This is a genomic window from Amycolatopsis sp., assembly GCF_025464955.1.
Lineage (GTDB): Bacteria > Actinomycetota > Actinomycetes > Mycobacteriales > Pseudonocardiaceae > Amycolatopsis.
The window spans coordinates 1-22,418 of record NZ_JAODNM010000094.1 but is presented as its reverse complement, the minus strand read 5'-3'; the positions used below and the strand labels follow the sequence as shown (position 1 = coordinate 22,418).

Here is a 22,418-nt window from a genome sequence, read left to right as displayed (position 1 = left end):
AGTCGCGGATTTTTTGTAGCTAGGGAACGAGAATCGCCCGTCCTCGCACGTTGCCCGCATCGAGATCGGAGAGCGCGCGCGCGAAGTCGGTGAGCGAATAAGTGCTGGTGTGCAACGAAACCTTGCCCTGCGCGGCCAGGACCATGAGCTCGGCGAGGTCGTTGTAGGACCCGACCAGGTTGCCGATGAAGTTGATCTCGGTAGAAATGATGTCGATCGTGGGCACGTTCAGCGAACCGCCGTAGCCGATGACGTAGTAGTTGCCCGCGCGCCGCAACATCGCGACGCCGTCCTCGATCGCCCCGCCCTCGCCGACGAAGTCGATGACGGCTTCGGCGCCGTTGCCGCCGGTGAGGTCCATGACCGCGTCGACCTGGCTGCCGTCGGCGACGATCAGGTGCTCCGCGCCGAGTTCACCGGCCAGTTTCAGTGCTTCGGGCGACCGGTCGACGACGATCATCTCAGCCGAACTGAGCGCCTTGAACACCTGCACGCCGATGTGTCCGAGCCCGCCGGCCCCGATCACCACCGCCTTATCGCCTGGCCGCAACGCCGCCGCGGCCTTGCGCACGGCGTGGTACGCCGTCAATCCCGCGTCGGCGAGCGCGGCGACGTCGACCGGTTGCAGCGACGGGTCGAGCTTGACCACCGCACGGGCGTTGGTCTTGATCAGCTCGGCATAACCACCATCGCTGTCGATGCCGGGGAACGCCGAGTTGACGCAGTGCACGTCGTCGCCTGCCCGGCAGGCACGGCAGAGACCGCAGGTGGCGAGCGGATGCAGGATCACCGGATCGCCGACGGCGATCCCGGTCACCGCGCTCCCGACCTCGTGCACCCAGCCCGCGTTCTCGTGGCCGATCGTGTAAGGCAGCGTGACGCCGGACTTCTGCTCCCACTGCCCTTCGATGATGTGCAGGTCCGTCCGGCAGACGCCCGCGCCGCCGACGCGCACGACCACGTCCAGCGGTGAGGTGACCTGCGGTTCGGCGACGTCGACCAGAGCGGGTTCGGAGTTGTACTTGCCGAGCTGGACCGCCTTCATGACTGACCTTCCTTCGCCATCCGGTCATAGCGGGTCTTCAGCAGCCCACGGCAAAGCCCGGCGTTGCCGTCGATGCTGACCCGGACCGCCTTGGCGAACCGCAGTCGCGCCGGCAGCTGTTCGGCCGAGACCCCGACACCGTCTTCCTCGACGAACAGCGGCGACTCCGGACCGGTCGGCAACCCGAGTTCGGCACGTCGGCGCATCAGGCTGTCGAACTCGTGCGACGGCGGCACGTCGGCGAGCTTCGTGTCCGCGAGCGCGTCGATCTGCCAACCTGCCGCGATCAAACGGCGACAGGTGCGTTCCAGGCAGGCCAAGTGAGTTTTGCGCTGGAACGTCAGCCGGAGCTCGTTCAGCTCCGACGTCGCTTCGCCCGGAAAGGCGTCCGTGAACCCGTTGCTGGCGGCCACCCCGGCGTTGATCTCCGCCGAGGCGAAATGATCCTGGAGCTCGACCTTCACGCTGTCGACATCGTCCAGGCCGAGGATCGCGTCATGCGCGTCGGCGACCATGAGGTAGGCGAAGTTGGGCGCGCAGAAATAGGTCGGCAACCGAAGCAGGACATGAACTTCCTGTCCGCCGCCCCCGGGCGGGACCACACTGAGCGCGGTGACGAAACCGAGATCGGTGATCGGCTCACCGAGTTCGGGATCGACGACCGTACCCAGCGCCGCCCACGCCCGGACCGCAAGTTCTTCATTCGTCTGAGCGGTCAAGGATTCCTGGGTGGTAGTCATGCCGGTACCTTCGGGGCCGAACCCACCGCCTCGCCGCTGTCCACGGGCGCGCTGGACGCCTGCGCCTCGGCGGGCACTTCGATGTCGTAGAGCGCCGCGGCGTTGAGACCGAGGATCTTCCGCTTGATGTCCGGGGTCAGCACACCGTACTCGGACTGCATGTCCTCGGGAATCTGGAAGTCCACAAAGGCCTCGACGAGCCACTTCGGGCTCCAGATCGCGTAGTCGCTGGCGAAGGTGATGCGGTTTTCGTCCAGCCAGTACAGGAGTTCCCCGATGATCTGCGCGAAGTACCGCGGCCGGGTGTGGATGAACGGCATCGCGACGGCGAGCCCGCCGTAGACGTTCGGCTCCTGCGTGGCGATCCAGCAGAAGTCCTCCAGCCGCGGCAGGCCGACGTGCTCGACGATGAAGTTGAGGTCCGGGAACGCACTGGCGGCCTCGTCGACATCGGCGACGTCGAAGGCGTCGCGGTTCAGCGGGTAGATCGTCGGTCCCTTGTGGACATGGACGTTCTTGATGCCGAGCTCCTGGCACTTCTCCAGGTAGCGGTACGCCCAGGGGTCGGACAGCTTCCAGCCCTTGGAGTCACCCTTCCATTCGGCGGTGTAGAGCTTGACGCCCTTGAGGTTCCACCGTTGGGCGAGCTTCGCCAAGTCGTCGAGGCCGGCTTCGCCGTCACGCGGGTCGAAAGCGCCGTTGACGATGAACTTGCCGGGGTTGCGTTCGGCGACGGCGCCGTCGTCCTCGGTGGTGTTGAACCCGTTGACGTAGAAGTCGGAGAGATAGGTGGGCTGGAAGATCGCCTTGTCGACGTAGCCCGTTTCGAACAGGTCGTGGAGCATCGTCTCTTCGGAGTACTTGCCGAACTTCTCCAGCGTCCAGACCCATTCCGACGGGCTCAGGTTGCGGTGGTAGTCGTAGAAGCACTCAATGAAGCCCTTGCCGTACCGGTTCAGCTGGTTGGCCGGGCTACCGTCCCAGAAGTGCACGTGGCTGTCCACGACAAAGTAGTTCTCGCCGTCCTTCGTGTACATATTCCTACCTCTGTTCTACGTCGCGGGTTTAGGGGTGGGGCCGCGGGAACGGGCACCGCGGCCCCGGGCACATCAGTTCGGATACCGCTACCGACTAGTCGATGACCTTGAGGTCGAAGTCGATGTACTCCGCGGCGTCCTCCGGGTTGGCGAAGAGGACTGTCTCGTCGTCGAGATGAACCATGCGGCCGTAGTGGGTCGACATGATCTCTTCGAAGTCGGGCTGGGCGAACTCGAAGCCGATGGCCTCGGAGATCTCGTCCCAGTTGAAGACGACCTTGTTCTTGCCGTCCACCCGGATCATCGAGGGGTACTCGGCGACTTCGACGCCTTCCTTGCCGCGCATGACCTCCGCGACCACGTACCCGTTCTGGTTGTTCATCAGCGTCACGCCGCACATGTTCGAGGAAGTGCGGTTGACCTCGTACTGCCTGCTCGCGGTCACAGGTCCAGTCCCTTCGGCTCGGAGAGGTTGAGATCGGACAGCAGAGTCCGGAATCCGGTCAGCGCCGCTTCCCAGGACTCCGCGAAGGTGACGACCTTTTCGTGCGGCTGAGACCAGATGGGCTGCAGCTCGCGCGCGGCTTGCACGCTGATCGGGACCCAGGTGTCCATCCAGCCCTGCATGGTCTCCTTGTTGGCCTCACCGTGCTGCTCGTCGGCGGTCAGCATGGCGAACAACACCTTGCTGTAGCGGCGATCCCGGTCGTAGTCGTGCTCGCCGGCGCCCACCACGGTCGGGGTGACGTAGTCACCGTTGCGGGCGGCGATCTGCATCACCAGATGGCTGCGGAACAGCGACCCGACCAGCGACTCGAACACGACGTTGGCGGCGAACAGGGATTCGGCCCAGTCACCGATGGCGGTGAGCCGCTCCACGTTCTCGCGGACGCCCTGCCACACCGGCGCGGACTGCCACGACGCCTTGTGCGCCGAGCCGTCGAACTCGATCTCCGACTCCGACAGGTCCAGGTTGTACAGCGCCAGGTCCTGGGCGAACCGCAGCTTGTGCACGCAGTTGACGGCGATCGCATTGTTGATCATGTTCGTCGGGGCGGACCGCTGCTCGGACATGAACACGTGCATCCCGAGACCGTGCTCGGCGTGCATCCACGCGCCGACGTGGTTCTCCACGAACTTGGTCCAGCTCGGCGTCCAGTGCTTGTAGGCGCCGGCGGCCTTCGCGTTGCTCAGGGTCCGCTCGATCTGCCGCACCGTGTTGGCGTTGTTGCGGTAGATCGTCTGTTCCCATTCCTCGTTGGGGTCGAGGAACAGGTGCCAGTCCGTGGACTTGACCGCGGTCCACTCCGGCGGGTAGCCACCGGGGCTGTTCGCGAACCCGTAGAGCCAGCCCTGGCTGAGGTGCCGCTCAGGGTCCGGCTGGACGTCCATCGTGACGTCTTCGTACATCGTCGCGCGCAGCTTCTTCGGCTTGAAATAGTTGTAACTGCGGCTCTTCGAGCTCGGGAAGTCGAGCAGGCCCGCTTCGGCACCGGTGAATTCCGGCTTCGGGAAGCTCTGCGGTTGGACTTTTTCCGCGCTGACCATGAGCACACCTCTCTGTGTGTGAACGTTGGTGGAGAACTGCCGCGCTGTCAGGCTTCGGCGGCGGCGGTGATCGTGAACTTGTCGTAGAAGATCTGCTCCTTGGGCACGCCCAGGGCTTCCAGCAGCGGCAACGCGGCGTCGATCATGGGCGGCGGGCCGCACAGATAGACGTCGCAGTCGGTCAGGTTCTCTTCGCAGCGCTCGAGAACCTGAGTGACCAGCCCGGTTTCGCCTTCGACGCCATCGCCTGGCCAGCCATCCGGCCAGGACTCGGAAAGGCACGGCACGAACCGGAACTTCGGGAGTCGTTCGGCGAGCTGCGCCATTTCCTCGGCGTGGAAGAGATCGGCTTCCGTGCGCGCTCCGTAGTAGTAGACGGCTTCCCGTTCGTTCCCGCTTTCGGCCATCTGCCCGAGCAGCGACAGGATGGGGGACATCCCGGCGCCACCCCCGACGAAGACCAGCCGGCGGTCCGAGCTGACCCGCAGGGTGAACGTCCCGTACGGGCCAGTCACCTTGAGCGGGTCGCCGGGCTGCAGCGTCCCTTCGAGCAGGCCCGAGAACTTGCCGCCGGGATACCGCTTGATGATGAACTCGAGGACCCCGTCGGCCACGGTGATGTTGGCCATCGAGAACGAGCGGTGCTCCTCGGTGCCGGGGATCGCGATGTCCACGTACTGCCCGGGGTGGAACCGCAGCCCCGCGTCCTCGGTGATCTTCAGCCGCAGCAACGAGATGTCGTGCGTCAGCGGGGTGATCGACTCGACCTCGGTAGCCGCGCTGACGACCGGCAGACCCGAGCGGATCATGTCCTCGTCGTAGTTGACCAGTTCGATTTCGAGATCGCTGTAGGCGTGTCCCCGGCAGAGCAGGACGTAACCTTCTTCGCTCTCGTAGTCGGCCAACGCGAAGGTGGAGTACCGGTCCATCTGGAGGTCGCCCTCCAGCAGGAAGGACTTACACGCCGAGCACTGCCCTTCCTTGCATCCGTGCATCAGCATGACGCCCTGCCGGAACGCCGCGTCGAGGATCGTTTCGTCCTCGTCCGCCTCGATGTCGATGCCGACCGGTTCGAACCGGATCCTGTGGGTCTCGCCCATGTACGCCACTCCTTGCCGCGAAAAAGGGGATGGGTCACCCGCGGCGGCCCGGGTTGCGGGCCGCCGCGGGGATGCTCATCAGCTCACCGTGACGTTCGGGTTGGCCCGGTACGCGGCCACGTGGGCCTCGCGCTCGGCGTCCGACATCTTGTTGAGCGCGATGTTCGGGCTGCCGAAGGGAATGCCACGGACGTCGTCGAGGGTCCACAGCTTCTTCGGGTCGTCGAGGTCGAGGTGCGGCTGCGGGATCAGCGTCTTGCCGTCATCACGGACGTAACCGAGGTCGGTGATGATGTCGGCCAGGTCGCCGCCGTCGTACAGCGTCTCCCACTCCCGCTTTCCGGTGAGCCGGCCCATGTTGGGGGTCTCGCGACCCTCGTAGGTCGGGCGGAACGCGGTCTTGTCGGTCCAGGCGCAGGTTTCCGAGCAGTAGGTGCGCCAGGTGTCGTCGACCTTGTCCACCACCATGTCCTCGCGGATCAGGCAGGGGACCATGCACGACCAGCAGCGGTGCGGGTACTCGTAGCCGACGTCCTCGAAGGCGATCGGCTTGTTCTTGCCCGGGTAGCGCAGGCGGCTGTACGCCTCCCACCACTTGCCGAACTGGCTGTACCAACCCGGGTACTTGGCTTCGAACCACTCGAAGTCCTTGTCCGTCATCGGGTCGATGCGCCAGTAGTTCACCGGCCAGCCCGTCGCGAAGAACTGCGCGACGCGGTGGACGTAGAACTTGTTGATGATCCGGTCCCACGCCTCTTCGACGAGGTCGTGCGGGATCTTCAAGCCGTACTTCTCCAGCGGGATCAGGTACGAGCGGTAGTAGTCGTCGTAGATCCACCGGCGCCACATCTCGGCGTAGCTGTCGCGGTCCTTGCGGCGGTCCTTCGTGCCGTACTCGATGAAGGTCCCGATCGCGGCGTCGACCACGCAGTGGTTGTTCCACCAGGCGTAACGCAGGTCGCGCTCGAGCAGCTGGCGGTTGTCCTCGTCGGCGAGCGCCATCAGCAGAATGGAGTAACCATTGCTGATGTGGCGCGACTCGTCCGACTGCACCGAGTGGAACACCGTCGGCAGCAGGTAGTCGCCGTTGGCGGCGGCTTCCGACGGCATGGCGACGAACAGCGTGTTGGTGAACGCCGTCTCGGCCACGACCGTCAGATAGATGTTGGCGGCGGTGATCGCGTCGCCGGTGATGAACCCTTCACCGAACTGGCGGCCGATGGTGCCGCAGTAGCTGTTGGAGAACGCCTTCTCGGTGATGTCGAACCCGGCCGGGTCGATGTAGTGGTTCATGTAGAGGCGCTTGAGGTTCATCTGGATCGTGGAATGCCGGACCTCGTCGATCATCTGCACCGCGAGGCCGTTGTGCACCTCGGGGTTCGGGACCGCGTCGATGGCCAGCGGCATCGCCCGCGCCGCCGAGATCTCCGGGAACGGGATGATCGACAGGAACAGCTTCTGCCACTCCATCCACCGCTCCTGCACCTGGCGGAACATGTTCCCGCGGATGGCACCGTCCATCGCGCCGAAGACCCGGTTGTCCTTTTCCTCCTCCATCGGGAAGTAGGAGCGAAGGATCTGCTTCAGTGGATCTTTCTTCGGGGCCTTGTCGAACTTGTAGTCGGTGCCGAAACGCTTCGCGGGAGTGGCGAACGTGGGATCCCACGACAGTTCGGTGATCTTTTTATGTGCTTTGCTCAGACTCTGTCGGCTCACGCCATACCTCCGTGGATGGGGTTCGTGCGCAGGTCCGGGATGAAGCATTCGCGGTGCCGTCCTGGTAACTCGAATCACACCCCAGAGCCGATGGGCGCGCGGTCTCATTGTGAGACGATGCCGGACTTGCGCTCCGCGTACTCTGGTCAGCGACACAGGGCTGTGCCGCGCCTCGACGCTGCACTCCCCACGGCAGATCCGGGACTCAGGTCGGAGGTGGATCGTTGGCGGATTCGTACGGCCAAGGCAGCTCTCTTGGCCTGCTCGCGGAGGCACGAGAACGTTTCCTCAGCGCGGAATCGGTCGATGAACGCGCTGTACGGTCGACGATCCTGGCCTCCTGGTGGCGGTCGAGGACGTGGAACGTCGCCGCCGACCACGTCGAATCGCCATACGTCAAGGACCCCAACCTCGAGACCCCGCTGACGCAGAGCGCGGGCCCGGTGCTCGCCCGGCTTCAGGAGCAGCTGAACGGCTCGGCCGTCAGTGTCATCCTCACCGACGACCGCGGGCTCGTCCTCGACCGCCGGACCGACGACCCGTCACTCGAACGCCACCTCGACCGCGTCCAGCTGGCACGCGGGTTCAGCTACGCCGAGGAGTTCGTCGGCACGAACGGCATCGGCACCGCGCTGGAAGGCCGGCAGCCGACGGCGGTGTTCGGGCACGAGCACTACGCCGAGAACCTCGACATGCTCGGCTGTGCCGGAGTCCCGATCCGCCACCCGATCTCCGGCCAGGTGGTCGGCCTGCTCGACCTGACCTGCTGGCGGAAAGACGCCGGCCCACTCCTGCTGACCCTGGCGAAGGCGACCGTGCAAGACATCCAGCACGAACTCACCACGCAAGTGGGTATCCGCGAGCTCAGCCTGTTCACCGAGTACCTCCGCGCGTGCCGCCGCGGCCAAGGCATCGTCTTCGCCGTCAACAACAGCCTGGTGATGCTGAACGAGCACGCGCGGCGTGTCCTCGCCCCCGGCGACCAGGCCGCGCTGCTGGCGCGCGGCGCCGAGGTGCTGACCGCACGGCGGCAGGTCACGCTCAGTATGGACCTGCCGAGCGGCGCGACCGCGCGGCTGTCGTGCACGCCGGTGTCGAGCGAAGCGGGCCCGGCCGGTGGCATCGTGCGCGTCCGCCTCACCCGGGAAGCCGAGTTCCCCGCCGCGGCCGCCGTCCCCATCCAGGCGCCGCTGCTGCCCGGGATCGTCGGCTCGGGCGCCCTGTGGCTGCGTGCCTGCAACGACACGCGCCACCACCGCCAAAACGGCGAGTGGACCGTGCTCGAAGGCGAACGCGGGACCGGCAAGCTGTCGATCGCCAAAGCCGTCCACGATCGGCAGAACCCCACGGCCCCGTTCACCGTTCTCGACTTCGCGCAGCTGTCGACACCGGACGAGCTGTTCAAGCCGCTCGCCGAAGCGCTCGACCGAGACTCGGGCACCGTCGTGCTTTCCCATCTAGACCAGATGCCTCCCGAGCACGCCGACAGGCTCGTGGCGAAGCTTGACGCGGCGGCCTTGCGCCGAGAGGACAAGCAGGACGGCCCCTGGCTGGTCGCCACGATGGCCGAGGGCCAGGACCACGCGGCAGACGACGTCCTCGAGTGCTTCCCCCGGTCCGTCCCGGTTCCGCCGCTGCGGCACCACATCGAGGACATCCGCGAGCTCGTCCCGTTCCTGCTGCTGAAGCTGGGCCAGGACACCCGGCTGGTGTGTTCGCCCGCCGCGGTCCAGCTGCTGCTGCGGAACAAGTGGCCCGGCAACGTCAGCCAGCTCAAGCAGGTGCTGCGGAAAGTCGAGCGGCGCCGGCGGGCGGGCACGATCGAGCCCGAGGACCTGCCACCCGAATGCCGCACGGTGAACCGCCGCATCCTGAGCCCGCTCGAGTCGATGGAACGGGATGCGATCGTGCGGAGCCTGCTCGACGCAGAGGGCAACAAGGCGCAGGCGGCGAAGGCGCTCGGCATGTCACGGGCGACGATCTACCGCAAGATCCACGACTACGGCATCGACGTGCCGCACTAGCGCGGGCAGGGTTAGATTGGCGGTCGTGACCTACGTTGCGGCTAGCAGCCGATATGACTCGTTCCCCTACCGGCGCTGCGGGCGAAGCGGCCTGAAACTGCCGGCGATCTCGCTGGGTCTGTGGCACAACTTCGGCCACGACCGCCCGTACGACACCCAGCGGGCCATCGCGCGCCGGGCGTTCGACCTCGGCATCACGCACTTCGACCTGGCGAACAACTACGGCCCGCCGTACGGCTCGGCCGAGACGAACTTCGGCCGCATGCTCGCCGACGACTTCCGCCCGTACCGCGACGAGCTGATCATCTCGTCCAAAGCCGGTTACGACATGTGGCCGGGCCCGTACGGTGAGTGGGGATCCCGGAAGTACGTGCTGGCGTCGCTCGACCAGTCCCTCGGCCGGCTGGGCCTCGACTACGTCGACATCTTCTACTCGCACCGCTTCGACCCGGAGACCCCGCTGGAGGAGACGGTCGGCGCGCTGCACACCGCCGTCACCTCGGGTAAGGCGCTCTACGTCGGGATCTCGTCGTACTCCTCCGAGAAGACCCGCGAGGCGGCGCGGCTGCTGCGCGAACTCGGCACGCCGCTGCTGATCCACCAGCCGTCGTACTCGATGCTAAACCGCTGGACCGAGGACGACCACCTGCTCGACACCCTCGAGGAGACCGGCTCCGGCTGCATCGCGTTCTCCCCGCTCGCGCAGGGCATGCTGACCGACCGCTACCTCGACGGCATCCCGTCGGACTCGCGCGCCGCGCAGGGCAAGTCGCTCAACCCGGACACCCTGAACGAGCAAGCGCTGAGCAAGGTGCGCGCGCTCAACGAGATCGCCGGACGCCGCGGTCAGAGCCTCGCCCAGCTCGCACTGGCCTGGGGCCTCCGCGACCCGCGGATGACCTCGGTCCTCATCGGCGCGAGCAGCGTCAAACAGCTCGAGGACAACGTCGGCGCCCTGGACAACCTCGAGTTCACCGCCGATGAGCTCGCCGAGATCGACAAGTACGCCACCGACGCGGACATCAACCTCTGGAAGAAGTCCACCGACTCCTGAGGTCCTCCCGGCAAAGCTCCCTCAGGGCCACCCTTGTGGCGTTGAACGCCACAAGGGTGGCCCTGAGGGCTCCCGAGCTCCCCCTACGGGCAGGCAGGGAAGAGCGGCCGGGTGCCGGTGGCGTGGGCTGCCGGGTCGGTGAAGCGGCAGCCGAACGTCGGGGACGCGACGGTCTTCGGGTTGTCGACGACGTCGCCGGCGGGGCGGTGCCCGGTGTCGACCCAGCGAACGAGGTCGTTCCAGGCTGATCCGGCCTCGGTCGCGTCGAACTCACAGTGGTTCACCGACCGGATCGCCCGTTGCACCACCAGGCCACCCTGGCCGGTGCGGTCGACGTCGGCGCGGTACGCCTGTTCCATCGAGAACGGGACGAACATGTCCCCGAGGCCGTGCAGCGTCAGCACCGGCACGCGCGGCAGCCCGTAGATGTGCGGGATCTGCGTCAACGCGGGCGAGAGCCGGGCCGCGAGGTTGGCCGGCGGGACCCGGCGCACAGTGGCGTTGACGTTGACCGGGGTGTTGGGCTGGTACCGGGTGAACAAGTTCGTCGCGACCTGGCCCGGGTTCTGCGCCAACGTCGTCCCGCCCGACGGCACGGCGATGCTGAACAGGAAGTCCTTCCAGTACGCGAACGCGTTGTCCGCGCCCGGCCGCACGCCGCCCGTGCGGTTGACCGTGATCGCCCGCAGCTGCGCTCCACGCTCGTTCGTCGTGTCCGGACCGCCCGGCTTCAACGCCGTCAGTCCGAGCGCGGCTTCGATCTTCGGCGCCGCGTTCGTCGCGTAGTCGGCGGGAATCGGGAACGCCGGCACGCCCGCGAGGTCCTGCGCGGCGAGGTTGTAGTCGTAGTAGCCGTCGAACAGCGTCTGGTCGCCGAGCACCCCGCACATCGGCAGCGCGCCGGCGTAGAACCCGGGGTACTGCTCGAGCGAGCGGCCGATGACGTGCCCGCCCATCGACACCCCGGCGAGGAAGACCTGCTTGGGCTTCCCGGCGAGCTTGCCGAACAACGTCGCGAGATCACGCGTCGTCGTCACACCGGACCGCACGTCGTAGCCGTTGTCGTAGTACGACGACGCCGCCCACGCGTAGCCCTGGTCGAGCATTTGCTGGCGCAGGCCGTACGACGGCGCGTCGACGGTGAGCACGGTGCCCTGACCGCGATACCCGTGCGCCCACAGCGCGAGGCTGCCGTTCCAGTGCGGCGGAACTTCGATGGTGTACGCGGCGTGGCTGTGCACGCCCTGGGTCACCTTCGCGAGTTGACCGCCGACTGTCGCCGGAGGCAACGGCGGATTGCTGATCGTGTAACCGGGCAACGGCTGGTCGTCCGGTGGAGACGTCGCCGCCGCCGAAGCCGCGGGCGCGAGGAGCGCCCCCAGCAGTAACAAACCCAGACCTACTGACACCACACTGCGGACCCGGCGAGCCAAGCGCATGCGACACCTCCGTGGGGTGACGTTAGCGTGGTCCGACGACCTCGTCGAGGAAAGGCCCGAGCACGTCCGCCATCGCGGCCGCGGTCTCGGCGGGCGTCCCCTCCGGCGACGCGGCGAAGCTGACCGCCAGCCGGACCATGTACTTGGCGACCAGTTCGAGCTTCGCGGCCGGGGCGTCCGGCCAGTGGGCGATCAGGAAGGCCGCCAGCCGCTCGCTCGCGCCGCTCAGCACCGGGCCGGCGTGGTTGGTGACGAGCGAGAGCAGCCCGTCGGCGTCGTCACCGGCGACGATCGCCTTGATCAGCGGCTCCTCGGCAGCCGCGGTCAGGAAGACGGAGATGGCCGCGCTCACCGCCTGACGCGGGTCGTCGAGGTGCTGGGCGACCGCACTCTCGACGGCGGTGAGGAACACCCCGGCCTCGCGCACGATGTAGGCCTGCGCGAACGCCTGGCGGGAGCCGAACTCCTTGTACAGCGTCTGCCTGCTGACCCCGGCGGTCCTGGCGATGTCGGCCATCTTCAGCTCGGCCCAGGCGTGCTCGCGCAGCAGGTCGCTCGCCGCGTCGAGCAGAGTGTCCCGCAGCAGCGTCCGCGCCGCTTCGGCGAACGGGACCCGGGTTTTGGTGACGGCCATGTCCGTCACGTTGTCAGCGCCCGTCCGCAGTGTCAAAACCGCGCTCAAGCCCGTTCCACCTCGACCATGACGAAGTCCGCCTTCGCGGCGCCGCAGTCGGGGCAGGACCAGTCGTCCGGGATGTCGTCCCACGGGGTGCCCGGAGCGATGTCCTCGTCCGGCCAGCCCAGCGCCTCGTCGTACTCGAACCCGCAGACCTCGCAGCGGTAGACCTTCATGACCCGACCTCCTCGAAATCGATCTTCTCCCTGACCCCGCAGTCCGGGCAGCACCAGTCGTCGGGCACGTCGGCCCAGCCCGTGCCGGCCGGGAATCCTTCACGTGGCGCGCCCTGAGCCTCGTCGTAGACGTACGAGCAGACCGGGCACCGGAACCGGCTCATGCCGCCTGTCCATACCTGGCCAGGATCCGGCCGCGGTTGCGGGGGTTGACGTTCGCGAGCGTGACGTCGCCGCCGTAGTGGGCGAGTACGCGCTTGTCCATCACCTTGCGCCATACCGGCGGGAAGTACGCGCACACGATCATCGACGCGTACCCCGCGGGCAGCTGCGGCGCCTGTTCGAAATGCCGCAGCGCCTGGTACCGCCTCGTCGGGTTCGCGTGGTGGTCGCTGTGGCGCTGGAGGTGGTACAGGAAGACGTTGGTGCACACGTTGTTGCTGTTCCAGCTGTGCCGCGGCGCCGGGCGCTCGTAACGACCGGAAGGTTCCTTTTGCCGCCGGAGGCCGTAGTGCTCGAGGTAGTTCACGGCTTCCAGCAACGAAAACCCGAACACCGCCTGGACGACCAGGTACGGCAGCACACTCACGCCGAACACCGCGACGAGCGCCGCGAACAACACGAGCGTCATCGCCCAGGCGTTGACGACGTCGTTGCGCAGGCTCCACGGCCCCTTGTTCGACCTCGCGAGCCGCGCCTTTTCCAGGCTCCATCCCGATTTGAGGCTGCCGGACACCGAACGCGGGAGGAAACCCCAGAACGTCTCGCCGAACCGGGAGCTCGCCGGGTCTTCCGGGGTCGCGACGCGGACGTGGTGACCCCGGTTGTGTTCGATGAAGAAGTGGCCGTATGCGGACTGCGCCAGCGCGATCTTCGACAGCCAGCGCTCGAGTTCGTCCTTCTTGTGCCCCAGTTCGTGCGCGGTGTTGATGCCGATCCCGGCGACGATGCCAACCGTGACCGCCAGGCCGATCTTGTCTGCCACCGACATCGGATGTGTCGTCCAGAGCCAGCACGCGACGGCCAGCGACACGTACTGGATCGGCAGGTAGAGATAGGTGACCCAGCGGTAGTAGCGGTCCCGCTCGAGCCAGTCGATCAGGTCGTCCGGCGGGTTCTCGGCGTCGGTGCCCACCACGACGTCGATGAGCGGGATGAGCAGGAAGACGAGGATCGGCCCGGCCCACCAGAACAGCCCGAGCCCGGTGGCCGAAACCAGGCCCCAGGCGATGAACGGGGCCGTCGGGATGATCAGGCCGAGCAGCCACGCATACCGCTTGCCATCGCGCCAGGTGACCTCTTCGGCCTCCTGACCCCTCGACGTCGATGCCGTCATGACACGCCTCCTTGCGGTCCCGACCAGCTTACAAACCATCGTGATGTGTACCCAATCTAGACACGAGAGCAATCGGTGTCAACCTCGTGGTTCATCACTCGATAGATTGATCAAGCACGCCGGAGCCTTGACCCGCGGCCGGCTGGACGGCGATATGAAAGGGATTCGACGGCGAACGGGCCGGTCGGCGAGCTTCGAGGAACCACGTTGCCCCCACCCGCGTCACGCCGTGTCCAGCTCGGGCTTGTCGCGCTCGTGCAAATCCTCGTGATGGGACTGTGGTTCTCCGCCTCCAGCGTGGTTCCGGCGCTGCGCGCGGAATGGGCGCTGTCCCGCGAGGCCGGCATCCTGCTCACCGCCACGGTGCAGGTCGGGTTCGCCGCGGGCGCGGTGGTCTCGGCGGTGGCGAACCTCGCCGACCGGCTGCGCCCGCAGCTCCTGATCGCCCTCAGCGCGGCGCTCGCCGCCGGCGCGACGCTTGCGTTCCCCTTCTATGGCAAGGAGATTTGGGCCGCCGCGGCATTGCGCTTCACCACCGGGTTCGCGCTGGCCGGGGTGTATCCGACCGGGATGAAGGTCGTCGTCTCGTGGTTCCCGCGCGGGCGTGGCACCGCGCTCGGCGTGCTCCTCGGCGCGCTCGCGCTCGGTTCGGCCGCACCCCAACTGCTCAACGGACTGGACATGCCGCGCTGGCGCGATGTCCTCCTCGTGGCCGCGGCGCTGGCATTGCTCGGCTCACTGATCTCGCTCCTGTTCGTCAAACCCGGCCCGAACGCACGCCCCGCGCCGCCGTGGGCACCCGCACAGGTCACCCGGCTGTTCCGCGATCGACGTCAGCGACTGATCGTGTTCGGCTACTTCGGGCATATGTGGGAGCTCTACGCGTTGTGGACCTGGTTGCCCGCCTACCTCACCGCGAGCTACGCGGCCTGGTCACCCGGGCCGGTGAGCGCCCGCGCGGTGAGCTTCGGTGCATTCGCCGTGATCGGGATCGGCGGTGCCATCGGCTGCCTCGCCGGCGGAACCCTGGCGGACCGCGTCGGCGGGATCGAGGTCGCGAAGGCGGCGATGCTGCTCAGCGCGGCGTGCTGCGTCCTGTCCGTCGCGGCGTTCGGGGCCCATCCTGCCGTGCTGTTCAGCCTCGTGCTGGTGTGGGGCATTGCCGCGATCGCCGACTCCGGCCAGTTCTCGGCCGCGCTGACCGAAGCGACCGATCAGGCCTACGTCGGCACGGCGCTGACCGTCCAGACCGCGATCGGGTTCGGCATCAGCGTGCTGACCATCCAGGCCCTGCCGCTGCTCGCCGACGCCGTCGGCTGGCGCGCCGCCGCACCCCTGCTCGCGTTGGGCCCGCTCGCGGGTGCCGCCGCACTGGCCCGGTTGAGCGGCACCCGCGCCCGTTCGCGCGAACTGAAGGGCATCAAAAACGCTTAAGAGAACTTCGTCTTCGGTCGCACCTGCAGAACATCGTCCACATATACGTCGACTTTCTCGTCTGTGAACGCGATCAGCCCGGCGGCCTTCTGGCTCTCCGGCAGCGGAGTGCGGTAGCTCCAGGCGATGTCGGTATGAACGTCTTTTCCGGTCCGCACCGACCAGTACTCGGCCGAACCCTTGTACGGGCAGTGCGTGATCGTCGCGGTCGGCTCGAGCAGGTCGAGCCGGACATCGACCTTGGGCAGGTAGTACCGCGTGGGCAGCCCGGTCTCGAACAGCAGCCGCGGCCGCACCGAATCGGCGACGGTCATGCCGTCGATCTCGACGCGGACATGCCGCGAACTCGGCAGGATGTCGACCCGCACCCCAGGATCACGCGGATGGGTGAACACCTCTTCGTCCTCTTCGAACCACGCGTCCATGGCGTCCCAGGTGAGACGGATATGGCCCCGAAGCTCGTCGATGGGCGAATCGACGTACTCCAGCGCGGCGTCCACGACTTCCCGCTCGTCGACACGTAAGCTCGACAGAACGGCGTCTCCCCTGCTCGGCGAGTGCTGGGTGCGACCGGTAGCGGACAGGAACTCCGTGCGCACGTCGCCGGACGGAATGTAGTAGGCGGGGTAGTAGGGGACTTCCCACACCAGCAAGGGATGGACGGTGTCGGCGATGACCTTCCCGCCGAAGTACGCCCTGATTCGCTTGGCACCTGGTGAAACGCGGACTCGTCCGCGGCCGACTGTGTTCATGGACAGCACAACCCCGTTCCGTACGGTGGTATTTCGGGAACGATCTTACGGAAACGGGCGGAATCGGAAAGGTTCTTAACCCTTGCTCAGCCGGCGCCGATAACTTGGACTGACTGACAACTCATTCGACAGGAAGCAGGCGCCGGTGGTCGGCCTCGAAACAACTCCGGTCGGCACGCCGGCCGGAATGCGCAAAATCAACCAGCGGGCCGTGCTGGACCTGCTGCGGCGCTCCGGCCCGGCCACCCGACCCCAGATCGCCAAGGACACCGGACTGTCGAAGCCCACGGTGAGCCAGGCGCTGCTCGCCTTGGAAGGCGTGGGGCTCGCCCGCGCCACCGGGCACACCTCGACCGGTACCGGACGCTCGGCCGTGCTCTACGAGGCCGACCCGACGGCGGGGTACGTCCTCGGGGTCGACATCGGCCGCGAACACCTGCGGACCTCGATCGCCGACCTCGGCGGCACGATCGTCGCGCACCGTGACGAACGCAATACGTCCAGGTCGGGTGTCGCGCTGGTCGCCGCGATCGGCGCGCTCGCGACCGAGACCGTGCGGGCCGCGGGGCTGAAACAGAACGACATCCTGGTCCGCGTCGTCGGCAGCCCCGGTGTCGCCGATCCGAGCCGCCGCTGCTTCCGGCACGCGCCCAACCTGCCCGGCTGGGGTAAGGCCGGCCTGCTCGACGAGCTGGAGGCCGCGATCGGGCCGGACGTGGTGGTGGAGAACGACGCGAACCTCACCGCGGTCGGCGAGTGGGAGCGCGGTGCCGCGCGGGGCGTCGACGTGTTTGCCTGCATCACGATCGGCACCGGGGTCGGGATGGGCCTGATGCTCAACGGCGAGGTCTTCCGCGGCGCGACGGGCGCGGCGGGCGAGATCGGCTACCTGCCCTACGGCCAGCTGAGGGCGGCGGACCGGGCCGGGCTGGAGCCACCCGCCCGCGGCCACCTCGAAGAGGCGACAGCGGCGCAGTCCGTCGTCCGGGGTGCGAGGGAACTGGGGCTCGGCACGGCTCGTTCGGCGCGGCAGGTCTTCCGGCTGGCACGCGACGGCGACGAACTGGCCCAACGGGCCGTGGACGCGGAGGCTGACAGGCTCGCCTACACCGTCGCGTCGGTGGCTGCCGTCGTCGACCCGGAGCTGATCGTGCTCGGCGGTGGCATGGGCGCCAACGCCGACCTGCTGCGCGAGCCCATGGAACGCGCGCTGCACGCCTTCACTCCCCTGGTGCCGAAGATCGTCCAGGGCGAACTGGGCGAGGACGCCGTCCTCGCCGGCGCGATCACCGTCGGCCTGCGCACCGCCGAGGGCCTCGTCTTCGAACGCCGCGTCGGCGCATAACGGGCTGTGACCTGTCGTGAAGGCCACCTTCACAGCGTAAAGCGCACTCAACTAGGCCTTCACAACGTCCCTGCCCTACCTACGGGGCGGGGGCTCCGGTGGGGTTCGGATAGGGGACGGCGGAGGTGGCGAGGCCGCGGGCGAGAGGGCGGAGGACGTCGGCCAGCGCCACCAACTCGGCAGGGTCGACATCGCGGTACGGGGCGGCGGCGAGGTCGTCCGTGCGCTGCTCGATGTGTGCACGCAGGGCAGCACCTTCGGCGGTGAGCCCGCCGGCAGGCGCGAGCAGACCGCGCGCGGCTAGGCGCGCGACGCCGTCATCCCACTCCACGTCGGTCCAGCCGCGGATGGCCATGATCGACGCTCGGTTGCCTTCCTCTGCGTCTCGCAACACGTGCGCCTCGACGCCGTCGACGCCTTCAGCCGACAGGACGGCTACGTGACCATCGCCGCGGTGCTCCCGCAGCACCGTCGCCGCGTGCCACAGTGCCTCGACGGGCTTGTCCGGCCACGGCAGCGCCGCGTTGGCCGCACCGAGAGGCCGGCCCGCCCACCCCGCACGGGAGACGAGCCCGCGCAGCGTGCCGAGTACTCCGTCGATCCGGGACTCGTCGAGCAGGTCCGGCAGGTACGCGCGCAGTGAGGCCGTCGCGCCCTCGGTCCGAACGGCGAGGGCCTGCGCGGGCGACACGATGTCCCAGACCTCCGGCAGCGACCGAGCGAGGAACGACGGTGAGAAGTTGTAGAAGACCGCCGTCACCGGGCCGAGCCCGGCGGGCCCGAGCGGCGCCGCCCGCATCGCGACGTACCCGCGCCAGAAACCACGCAACCCCACGGCTTCGTGCGCGGCCCGCGCCTGCGGGGTGAAGTAGGTGACGGCATGGATGGGCTCGAGCAGACTCCAGATCGAGCGCGGTGACGGCATGGCCATACCGCCATCATGGGATACCGGGCCGAACCCGTCATGGGCAGCCTGTGGCCGCGTGAGCGGCGACCGGTGCCGGAGGGGATAATTCGCCCCGTGAGCACCGAGCCCGTCCGTCCCCTGATCGATCCGCAGCGTGTCGAAGACGCCCTGGCCGGTCTCGGCGATCGCGCGGGCATCGACGAATGGGCCCAGCGCTTCTCGGTGGTCGCCGATCCGTCCCGGCTGACGCTGCTGGTCTGCATCCACTACGCCAAGGAGATCTGCGTCTCCGATCTGGCCGTGGCCGCCAGGATGACCGACACCGCCGTCTCGCAGGCGCTCCGGCTGCTCCGCGCGCACGGGCTCGTCACGGCCCACCGCAGCGGCCGCGTGGTCCGGTACCGGCTCACCGACACCACCGTGCACGACCTGATCCACCGCGTCCGGCCGCATTCCGACACGCCCGACGGCAAATGATCCACCTCTTTATCTGAACAGGTGAAAAGAGATCCAGCAATTTTAGAGGTCTCGAACTAACACATTGGACTGAAAACATCAACATCGCTGTTGTGTGATCTTGCTTTCAGTTCTACCTTGGACAGGGTCTGCCTCCCACTCCGAGGAAGTGACTGCAATGCCGTGGTCTTCCGACGACGCGGACGCCGTGGAAAAGATCTTCGCGCGGCGAGAAGCGCCGGTTGCCGACCTCGCCGCGCGAGCGGACGAGGTCGCGCGCCTGTGCCACGCGATGGCGGTCCGCTTTCATTCCGGCGGCAAGCTCGTCGTGTTCGGCAACGGCGGCCCCAGCACCGACGCCCAGCACGTGGCCGTCGAATTCGTTCATCCGGTGATCGTCGGGAAACGCGCGTTGCCCGCCATCTCGCTCACCGCGGACATCGCGACCCTGACGAACATCGCGAGCCGGGCGGGCCTGGCCGAAGTATTCGCCCATCAGATCCGGTTCCTCGCCGAGCCCGCAGACATCGCACTGGGGATCTCCACCGACGGCGACTGCGAGAACGTGCTGCGGGGTTTGGCCGCCGCACGCGACCTCGGCATGCTCACCGCCGCGCTGCTCGGCGGGACAGGCGGCCGGATCGCCGACCTGCCGGGCCTGGACCACGTCCTGGTGGCGAAGTCCGCCGATCCCTTGGTGGTCAAGGAGATCCACGTGACGACCTATCACGTGCTCTGGGAGCTGGTCCACGTGTTCTTCGAGCAACCGGGCATCCTGACCCCCGGAGTGGCGTCATGAACGAGCGTGATGCGGACAGAGTGCCCGTCCCCGAGTGCCACGACGGGGTGTGCATCACCTGCTCCGACACCGCTCTCGCCGTGACGGTGGTCGAGCTGCTGGGTGACGGACTCGCCATGGTGGACACCGGTTCGGGCACCGAAGAGGTCAGTGTCGCCCTGGTTTCGGCGGGCGTCGGCGACCGCATCCTGGTCCATGCCAAGGAAGCGATCGCCACCCTCGGTTGAGCTCCCCATCACACGGGAACGTGAGTGAGTTGGAAGCAAGCGGCCTTGAAGCGCTCTACCCGTTTCTCTATTCCGCAACGAGCGATCTCGACGCCGTACTCGCGCGCGTCCGTCAGTCTACTGTGGACAAAGCACGTGAGATCACCGCACTGCGCCGCGAAGTGTGCCAGGCGCAGGGCGGGCGACTGCTCGCGTGCGCCCGCGACATGGCGACGGCGTTCGGCAACGGCGGACGGCTGCTGGCTTTCGGCAACGGCGGGAGCTCGACCGACGCCCAGGATCTGGCGAGCCTGTTCCTGAGCCCACCGGGCGATTCCCGGCCACTGCCCGCGTTCGGGTTGACCAACGACATCGCCGTGGTGACGGCCTTGTCGAACGACATCGGCTTCGACGTGGTGTTCGCCCGGCAGGTCGGCGCGTTCGGCCGTCGCGGCGATATCGCGGTCGGCCTGTCGACGAGCGGCAATTCGGCGAACCTGCTGCGCGGGTTCGACGAAGCCGCCAGACGCGGGCTCATGACGGTCGGAATCGCCGGGTACGACGGCGGAAAGATGGCGGAGCTGGACACGATCGACTACCTGTTCGTCGTGCCTTCCCCGTCGGTGCACCGGATCCAGGAAGCACAAACGACTCTTTATCACGCGCTGTGGGAACTCAGTCTCGCCGCGCTGGCAGCCCAAGACGCGGGCCGCGCGAACCCGGCACCTCGAGCCGGACACCACCAAGGACACGTCCCAACACCCGAGGGTGATCTGTCGTGACAACAGCGGCCTCTGAAGCCAAGCACGCCCAACCGACCGAAGAAGTCAAACCGATCCACATTCTCTGGATCAACGCCGGCCTGTCCTGTGACGGGGACTCGGTCGCGCTGACCGCCGCCACCCAGCCGAGTATCGAGGAAATCGTGCTCGGTGTGCTGCCGGGACTGCCGAAGATCGCCGTCCACTGGCCGCTGATCGATTTCGAATGCGGTCCGGAGCAGGGCGCCGACACGTTCATCGAATGGTTCCACAAGGCCGACCGCGGCGAGCTGGAACCGTTCGTCCTCGTCGTCGAAGGGTCCATTCCGAACGAGGCGATCAAACAGGAAGGCTACTGGTGCGGGTTCGGCAACAACCCCGAAACCGGGCAGCCGATGACCACCAGTGAATGGTTGGACAGGTTGACCCCCAAGGCGCTCGCCGTGCTCGCCGTCGGCACCTGCGCCGCCTATGGCGGAATCCATGCCATGGAAGGAAACCCGACCGGCGCGATGGGCGTCCCCGACTACCTCGGCTGGGACTGGAAGTCCAAAGCGGGTATCCCGATCGTGTGCGTCCCCGGCTGCCCGACCCACCCGGACAACCTGTCGGAGACCATCACGTACCTGCTCTACCAGGCCGCCGGCCAGGCCCCGATGATCCCCCTCGACGACAACCTCCGTCCGCAGTGGCTGTTCGGAAACACCGTGCACGAAGGCTGCGACCGGGCGGGCTACTACGAACAGGGCCAGTTCGCCGACACCTACGACTCACCCCGCTGCCTGGTCAAGCTCGGCTGCTGGGGCCCGGTCGTGAAGTGCAATGTCCCCAAGCGCGGCTGGATCAACGGCGTCGGCGGCTGTCCCAACGTCGGCGGGATCTGCATCGGCTGCACGATGCCCGGGTTCCCGGACAAGTTCATGCCGTTCATGGACGAACCCCCCGGCGCGCACGTTTCGGCCATGGCCAGCGGTGCCTACGGTTCGGTGATCCGCAGGTTGCGGAAGTACACCGAGAAGAAGGCGGACAAAGAACCGAAGTGGCGTAACAAGGGGAAGCAATTGCAGACCGGCTACCGCTCGACCTGGCGTTGAAAGGGAACTGACCAATGGCCGCCTCAGGCAGGAGCTCCAAGGGAAGCAACGACCTGGTCGAGATGAACTGGGATCCGATCACCCGGATCGTCGGCAGTCTCGGCATCTACACGAAGATCGACTGGGCGCAGAAGAGGGTCGTCGAGTGCCACAGCACGTCGTCGGTCTTCCGCGGGTACAGCATTTTCATGAAGGGCAAGGACCCCCGCGACGCGCATTTCATCACCAGCCGGATCTGCGGGATCTGCGGGGACAACCACGCGACCTGCTCGGTGTACGCGCAGAACATGGCCTACGGGGTACGTCCGCCGCATCTCGGGGAATGGATCATCAACCTCGGCGAGTCGGCCGAGTACATGTTCGACCACAACATCTTCCAGGAGAATCTGGTCGGGGTGGACTACTGCGAGCGCATGGTCCGCGAGACCAACCCGGGCGTCTGGGAGCTGGCCAAGAGGACCGAGGCTCCGCACGCCGGCGAGCACGGTTACAAGTTCATCTCCGACATCATGACGTCGCTGAACCCGCTGTCCGGCGAGTTCTACCGGGAGGCCCTGCAGGTCAGCAGGTCCACCCGGGAGATGTTCTGCCTCATGGAGGGCCGGCACGTCCACCCGTCCACCCTCTATCCGGGCGGCGTCGGCACGGTCGCGACCGTCCAGCTGTTCACCGACTACCTCACCCGGCTCATGCGCTACGTCGAGTTCATGAAGCGGGTCGTGCCCATGCACGACGACCTGTTCGACTTCTTCTACGACGCGCTTCCCGGCTAC

The 22,418-nt window shown here is 67.2% G+C and carries 24 protein-coding genes; 10 read left to right on the top strand and 14 right to left on the bottom strand.

Annotation, left to right across the window (positions count from 1 at the left end):
* Window positions 1–19: 19 nt before the first annotated feature.
* The 7 genes from JWQ81_RS22000 to JWQ81_RS21970 form a co-directional block, all read right to left on the bottom strand.
* Window positions 20–1,045: an NAD(P)-dependent alcohol dehydrogenase gene (locus JWQ81_RS22000; protein WP_297544366.1), complete on the bottom strand. Its 1,026-nt coding sequence runs from the start codon at window positions 1,043–1,045 to the stop codon at window positions 20–22.
* Complete coding sequence (locus JWQ81_RS21995; protein ID WP_297544365.1) at window positions 1,042–1,785, bottom strand: iron-sulfur cluster assembly protein; 744 nt, start codon at window positions 1,783–1,785, stop codon at window positions 1,042–1,044. The genes JWQ81_RS22000 and JWQ81_RS21995 overlap by 4 nt, the downstream gene beginning before the upstream one ends.
* Window positions 1,782–2,822, bottom strand: a complete 1,041-nt coding sequence (locus tag JWQ81_RS21990; protein WP_297544364.1) for an amidohydrolase family protein — start codon at window positions 2,820–2,822, stop codon at window positions 1,782–1,784. The genes JWQ81_RS21995 and JWQ81_RS21990 overlap by 4 nt, the downstream gene beginning before the upstream one ends.
* Window positions 2,823–2,916: 94 nt before the next feature.
* Window positions 2,917–3,267 carry a propane 2-monooxygenase effector subunit MimD gene (gene mimD, locus JWQ81_RS21985; RefSeq protein WP_366942323.1) on the bottom strand — a complete coding sequence of 117 codons (351 nt, stop codon included), beginning with the start codon at window positions 3,265–3,267 and terminating at the stop codon, window positions 2,917–2,919.
* Entirely contained in the window at window positions 3,264–4,370 is a 1,107-nt protein-coding gene (locus JWQ81_RS21980; RefSeq protein ID WP_297544363.1) for an aromatic/alkene monooxygenase hydroxylase subunit beta, read from the bottom strand. Before JWQ81_RS21980 ends, mimD begins: the two co-directional genes overlap by 4 nt.
* Before the next feature lie 47 nt (window positions 4,371–4,417).
* The gene (locus JWQ81_RS21975; RefSeq protein WP_297544362.1) at window positions 4,418–5,470 is read right to left on the bottom strand and encodes an FAD-binding oxidoreductase; all 1,053 of its coding nucleotides are present in this window, start codon (window positions 5,468–5,470) and stop codon (window positions 4,418–4,420) included.
* A gap of 78 nt (window positions 5,471–5,548) precedes the next feature.
* Complete coding sequence (locus JWQ81_RS21970; RefSeq protein WP_297544361.1) at window positions 5,549–7,186, bottom strand: methane monooxygenase; 1,638 nt, start codon at window positions 7,184–7,186, stop codon at window positions 5,549–5,551.
* 224 nt (window positions 7,187–7,410) lie between these two features.
* Between JWQ81_RS21970 and JWQ81_RS21965 the strand changes: the two genes are divergently transcribed.
* Both JWQ81_RS21965 and mgrA read left to right on the top strand, forming a co-directional pair.
* Entirely contained in the window at window positions 7,411–9,210 is a 1,800-nt protein-coding gene (locus JWQ81_RS21965; protein ID WP_297544360.1) for a helix-turn-helix domain-containing protein, read from the top strand.
* Window positions 9,211–9,235: 25 nt separating this feature from the next.
* Window positions 9,236–10,264 (top strand): L-glyceraldehyde 3-phosphate reductase, encoded by a 1,029-nt coding sequence (gene mgrA, locus JWQ81_RS21960; RefSeq protein ID WP_297544359.1) that lies wholly within the window; start codon window positions 9,236–9,238, stop codon window positions 10,262–10,264.
* An 83-nt stretch (window positions 10,265–10,347) separates the two neighbouring features.
* Here the strand turns inward: mgrA and JWQ81_RS21955 are convergent, their stop codons facing one another.
* Genes JWQ81_RS21955 through JWQ81_RS21935 form a run of 5 tightly spaced genes read right to left on the bottom strand, consistent with a single transcriptional unit; the run spans window position 10,348 to window position 13,891 of the window.
* Window positions 10,348–11,703, bottom strand: a complete 1,356-nt coding sequence (locus JWQ81_RS21955) for a hypothetical protein (RefSeq protein ID WP_297544358.1) — start codon at window positions 11,701–11,703, stop codon at window positions 10,348–10,350.
* 22 nt (window positions 11,704–11,725) lie between these two features.
* Window positions 11,726–12,385, bottom strand: coding sequence for a TetR family transcriptional regulator (locus JWQ81_RS21950; RefSeq protein ID WP_297544357.1), 660 nt, complete (start codon window positions 12,383–12,385; stop codon window positions 11,726–11,728).
* A complete protein-coding gene (locus JWQ81_RS21945; protein WP_297544356.1) occupies window positions 12,382–12,555 on the bottom strand; it encodes a rubredoxin in 174 nt (57 codons plus the stop codon). Before JWQ81_RS21945 ends, JWQ81_RS21950 begins: the two co-directional genes overlap by 4 nt.
* On the bottom strand, window positions 12,552–12,719 hold the full coding sequence (locus tag JWQ81_RS21940) for a rubredoxin (protein WP_297544355.1): 168 nt from the start codon (window positions 12,717–12,719) through the stop codon (window positions 12,552–12,554). The genes JWQ81_RS21945 and JWQ81_RS21940 overlap by 4 nt, the downstream gene beginning before the upstream one ends.
* A complete protein-coding gene (locus JWQ81_RS21935) occupies window positions 12,716–13,891 on the bottom strand; it encodes an alkane 1-monooxygenase (RefSeq protein ID WP_297544354.1) in 1,176 nt (391 codons plus the stop codon). The genes JWQ81_RS21940 and JWQ81_RS21935 overlap by 4 nt, the downstream gene beginning before the upstream one ends.
* A 207-nt stretch (window positions 13,892–14,098) precedes the next feature.
* Here JWQ81_RS21935 and JWQ81_RS21930 point away from each other — a divergent pair, with 207 nt between their 5' ends.
* On the top strand, window positions 14,099–15,325 hold the full coding sequence (locus JWQ81_RS21930; RefSeq protein WP_297544353.1) for an MFS transporter: 1,227 nt from the start codon (window positions 14,099–14,101) through the stop codon (window positions 15,323–15,325).
* On the opposite strand, the gene JWQ81_RS21925 is transcribed toward JWQ81_RS21930, so the two are convergent.
* Window positions 15,322–16,077 carry a DUF427 domain-containing protein gene (locus JWQ81_RS21925; protein ID WP_297544352.1) on the bottom strand — a complete coding sequence of 252 codons (756 nt, stop codon included), beginning with the start codon at window positions 16,075–16,077 and terminating at the stop codon, window positions 15,322–15,324. The two genes, JWQ81_RS21930 and JWQ81_RS21925, sit on opposite strands and share 4 nt — an antisense overlap.
* A 145-nt stretch (window positions 16,078–16,222) precedes the next feature.
* Between JWQ81_RS21925 and JWQ81_RS21920 the strand changes: the two genes are divergently transcribed.
* Entirely contained in the window at window positions 16,223–17,422 is a 1,200-nt protein-coding gene (locus JWQ81_RS21920) for an ROK family transcriptional regulator (protein ID WP_297544351.1), read from the top strand.
* A gap of 79 nt (window positions 17,423–17,501) precedes the next feature.
* Here JWQ81_RS21920 and JWQ81_RS21915 read toward each other — a convergent pair whose 3' ends face one another.
* Complete coding sequence (locus JWQ81_RS21915; RefSeq protein ID WP_297544350.1) at window positions 17,502–18,353, bottom strand: hypothetical protein; 852 nt, start codon at window positions 18,351–18,353, stop codon at window positions 17,502–17,504.
* Window positions 18,354–18,443: 90 nt separating this feature from the next.
* On the opposite strand from JWQ81_RS21915, the gene JWQ81_RS21910 reads away from it, so the two are divergent.
* From JWQ81_RS21910 to JWQ81_RS21885, 6 genes are all read left to right on the top strand, one after another.
* Window positions 18,444–18,806, top strand: coding sequence for a metalloregulator ArsR/SmtB family transcription factor (locus JWQ81_RS21910; RefSeq protein WP_297544349.1), 363 nt, complete (start codon window positions 18,444–18,446; stop codon window positions 18,804–18,806).
* Between the two features lie 157 nt (window positions 18,807–18,963).
* On the top strand, window positions 18,964–19,584 hold the full coding sequence (locus JWQ81_RS21905; protein WP_297544348.1) for an SIS domain-containing protein: 621 nt from the start codon (window positions 18,964–18,966) through the stop codon (window positions 19,582–19,584).
* On the top strand, window positions 19,581–19,811 hold the full coding sequence (locus JWQ81_RS21900; RefSeq protein ID WP_297544347.1) for a HypC/HybG/HupF family hydrogenase formation chaperone: 231 nt from the start codon (window positions 19,581–19,583) through the stop codon (window positions 19,809–19,811). The genes JWQ81_RS21905 and JWQ81_RS21900 overlap by 4 nt, the downstream gene beginning before the upstream one ends.
* Before the next feature lie 20 nt (window positions 19,812–19,831).
* The gene (locus JWQ81_RS21895) at window positions 19,832–20,572 is read left to right on the top strand and encodes an SIS domain-containing protein (RefSeq protein ID WP_297544346.1); all 741 of its coding nucleotides are present in this window, start codon (window positions 19,832–19,834) and stop codon (window positions 20,570–20,572) included.
* On the top strand, window positions 20,569–21,645 hold the full coding sequence (locus tag JWQ81_RS21890) for a hydrogenase expression protein HypE (protein WP_297544345.1): 1,077 nt from the start codon (window positions 20,569–20,571) through the stop codon (window positions 21,643–21,645). Before JWQ81_RS21895 ends, JWQ81_RS21890 begins: the two co-directional genes overlap by 4 nt.
* A gap of 14 nt (window positions 21,646–21,659) precedes the next feature.
* On the top strand, window positions 21,660–22,418 hold a 759-nt coding region (locus JWQ81_RS21885; RefSeq protein WP_297544344.1), incomplete at its 3' end, for a nickel-dependent hydrogenase large subunit.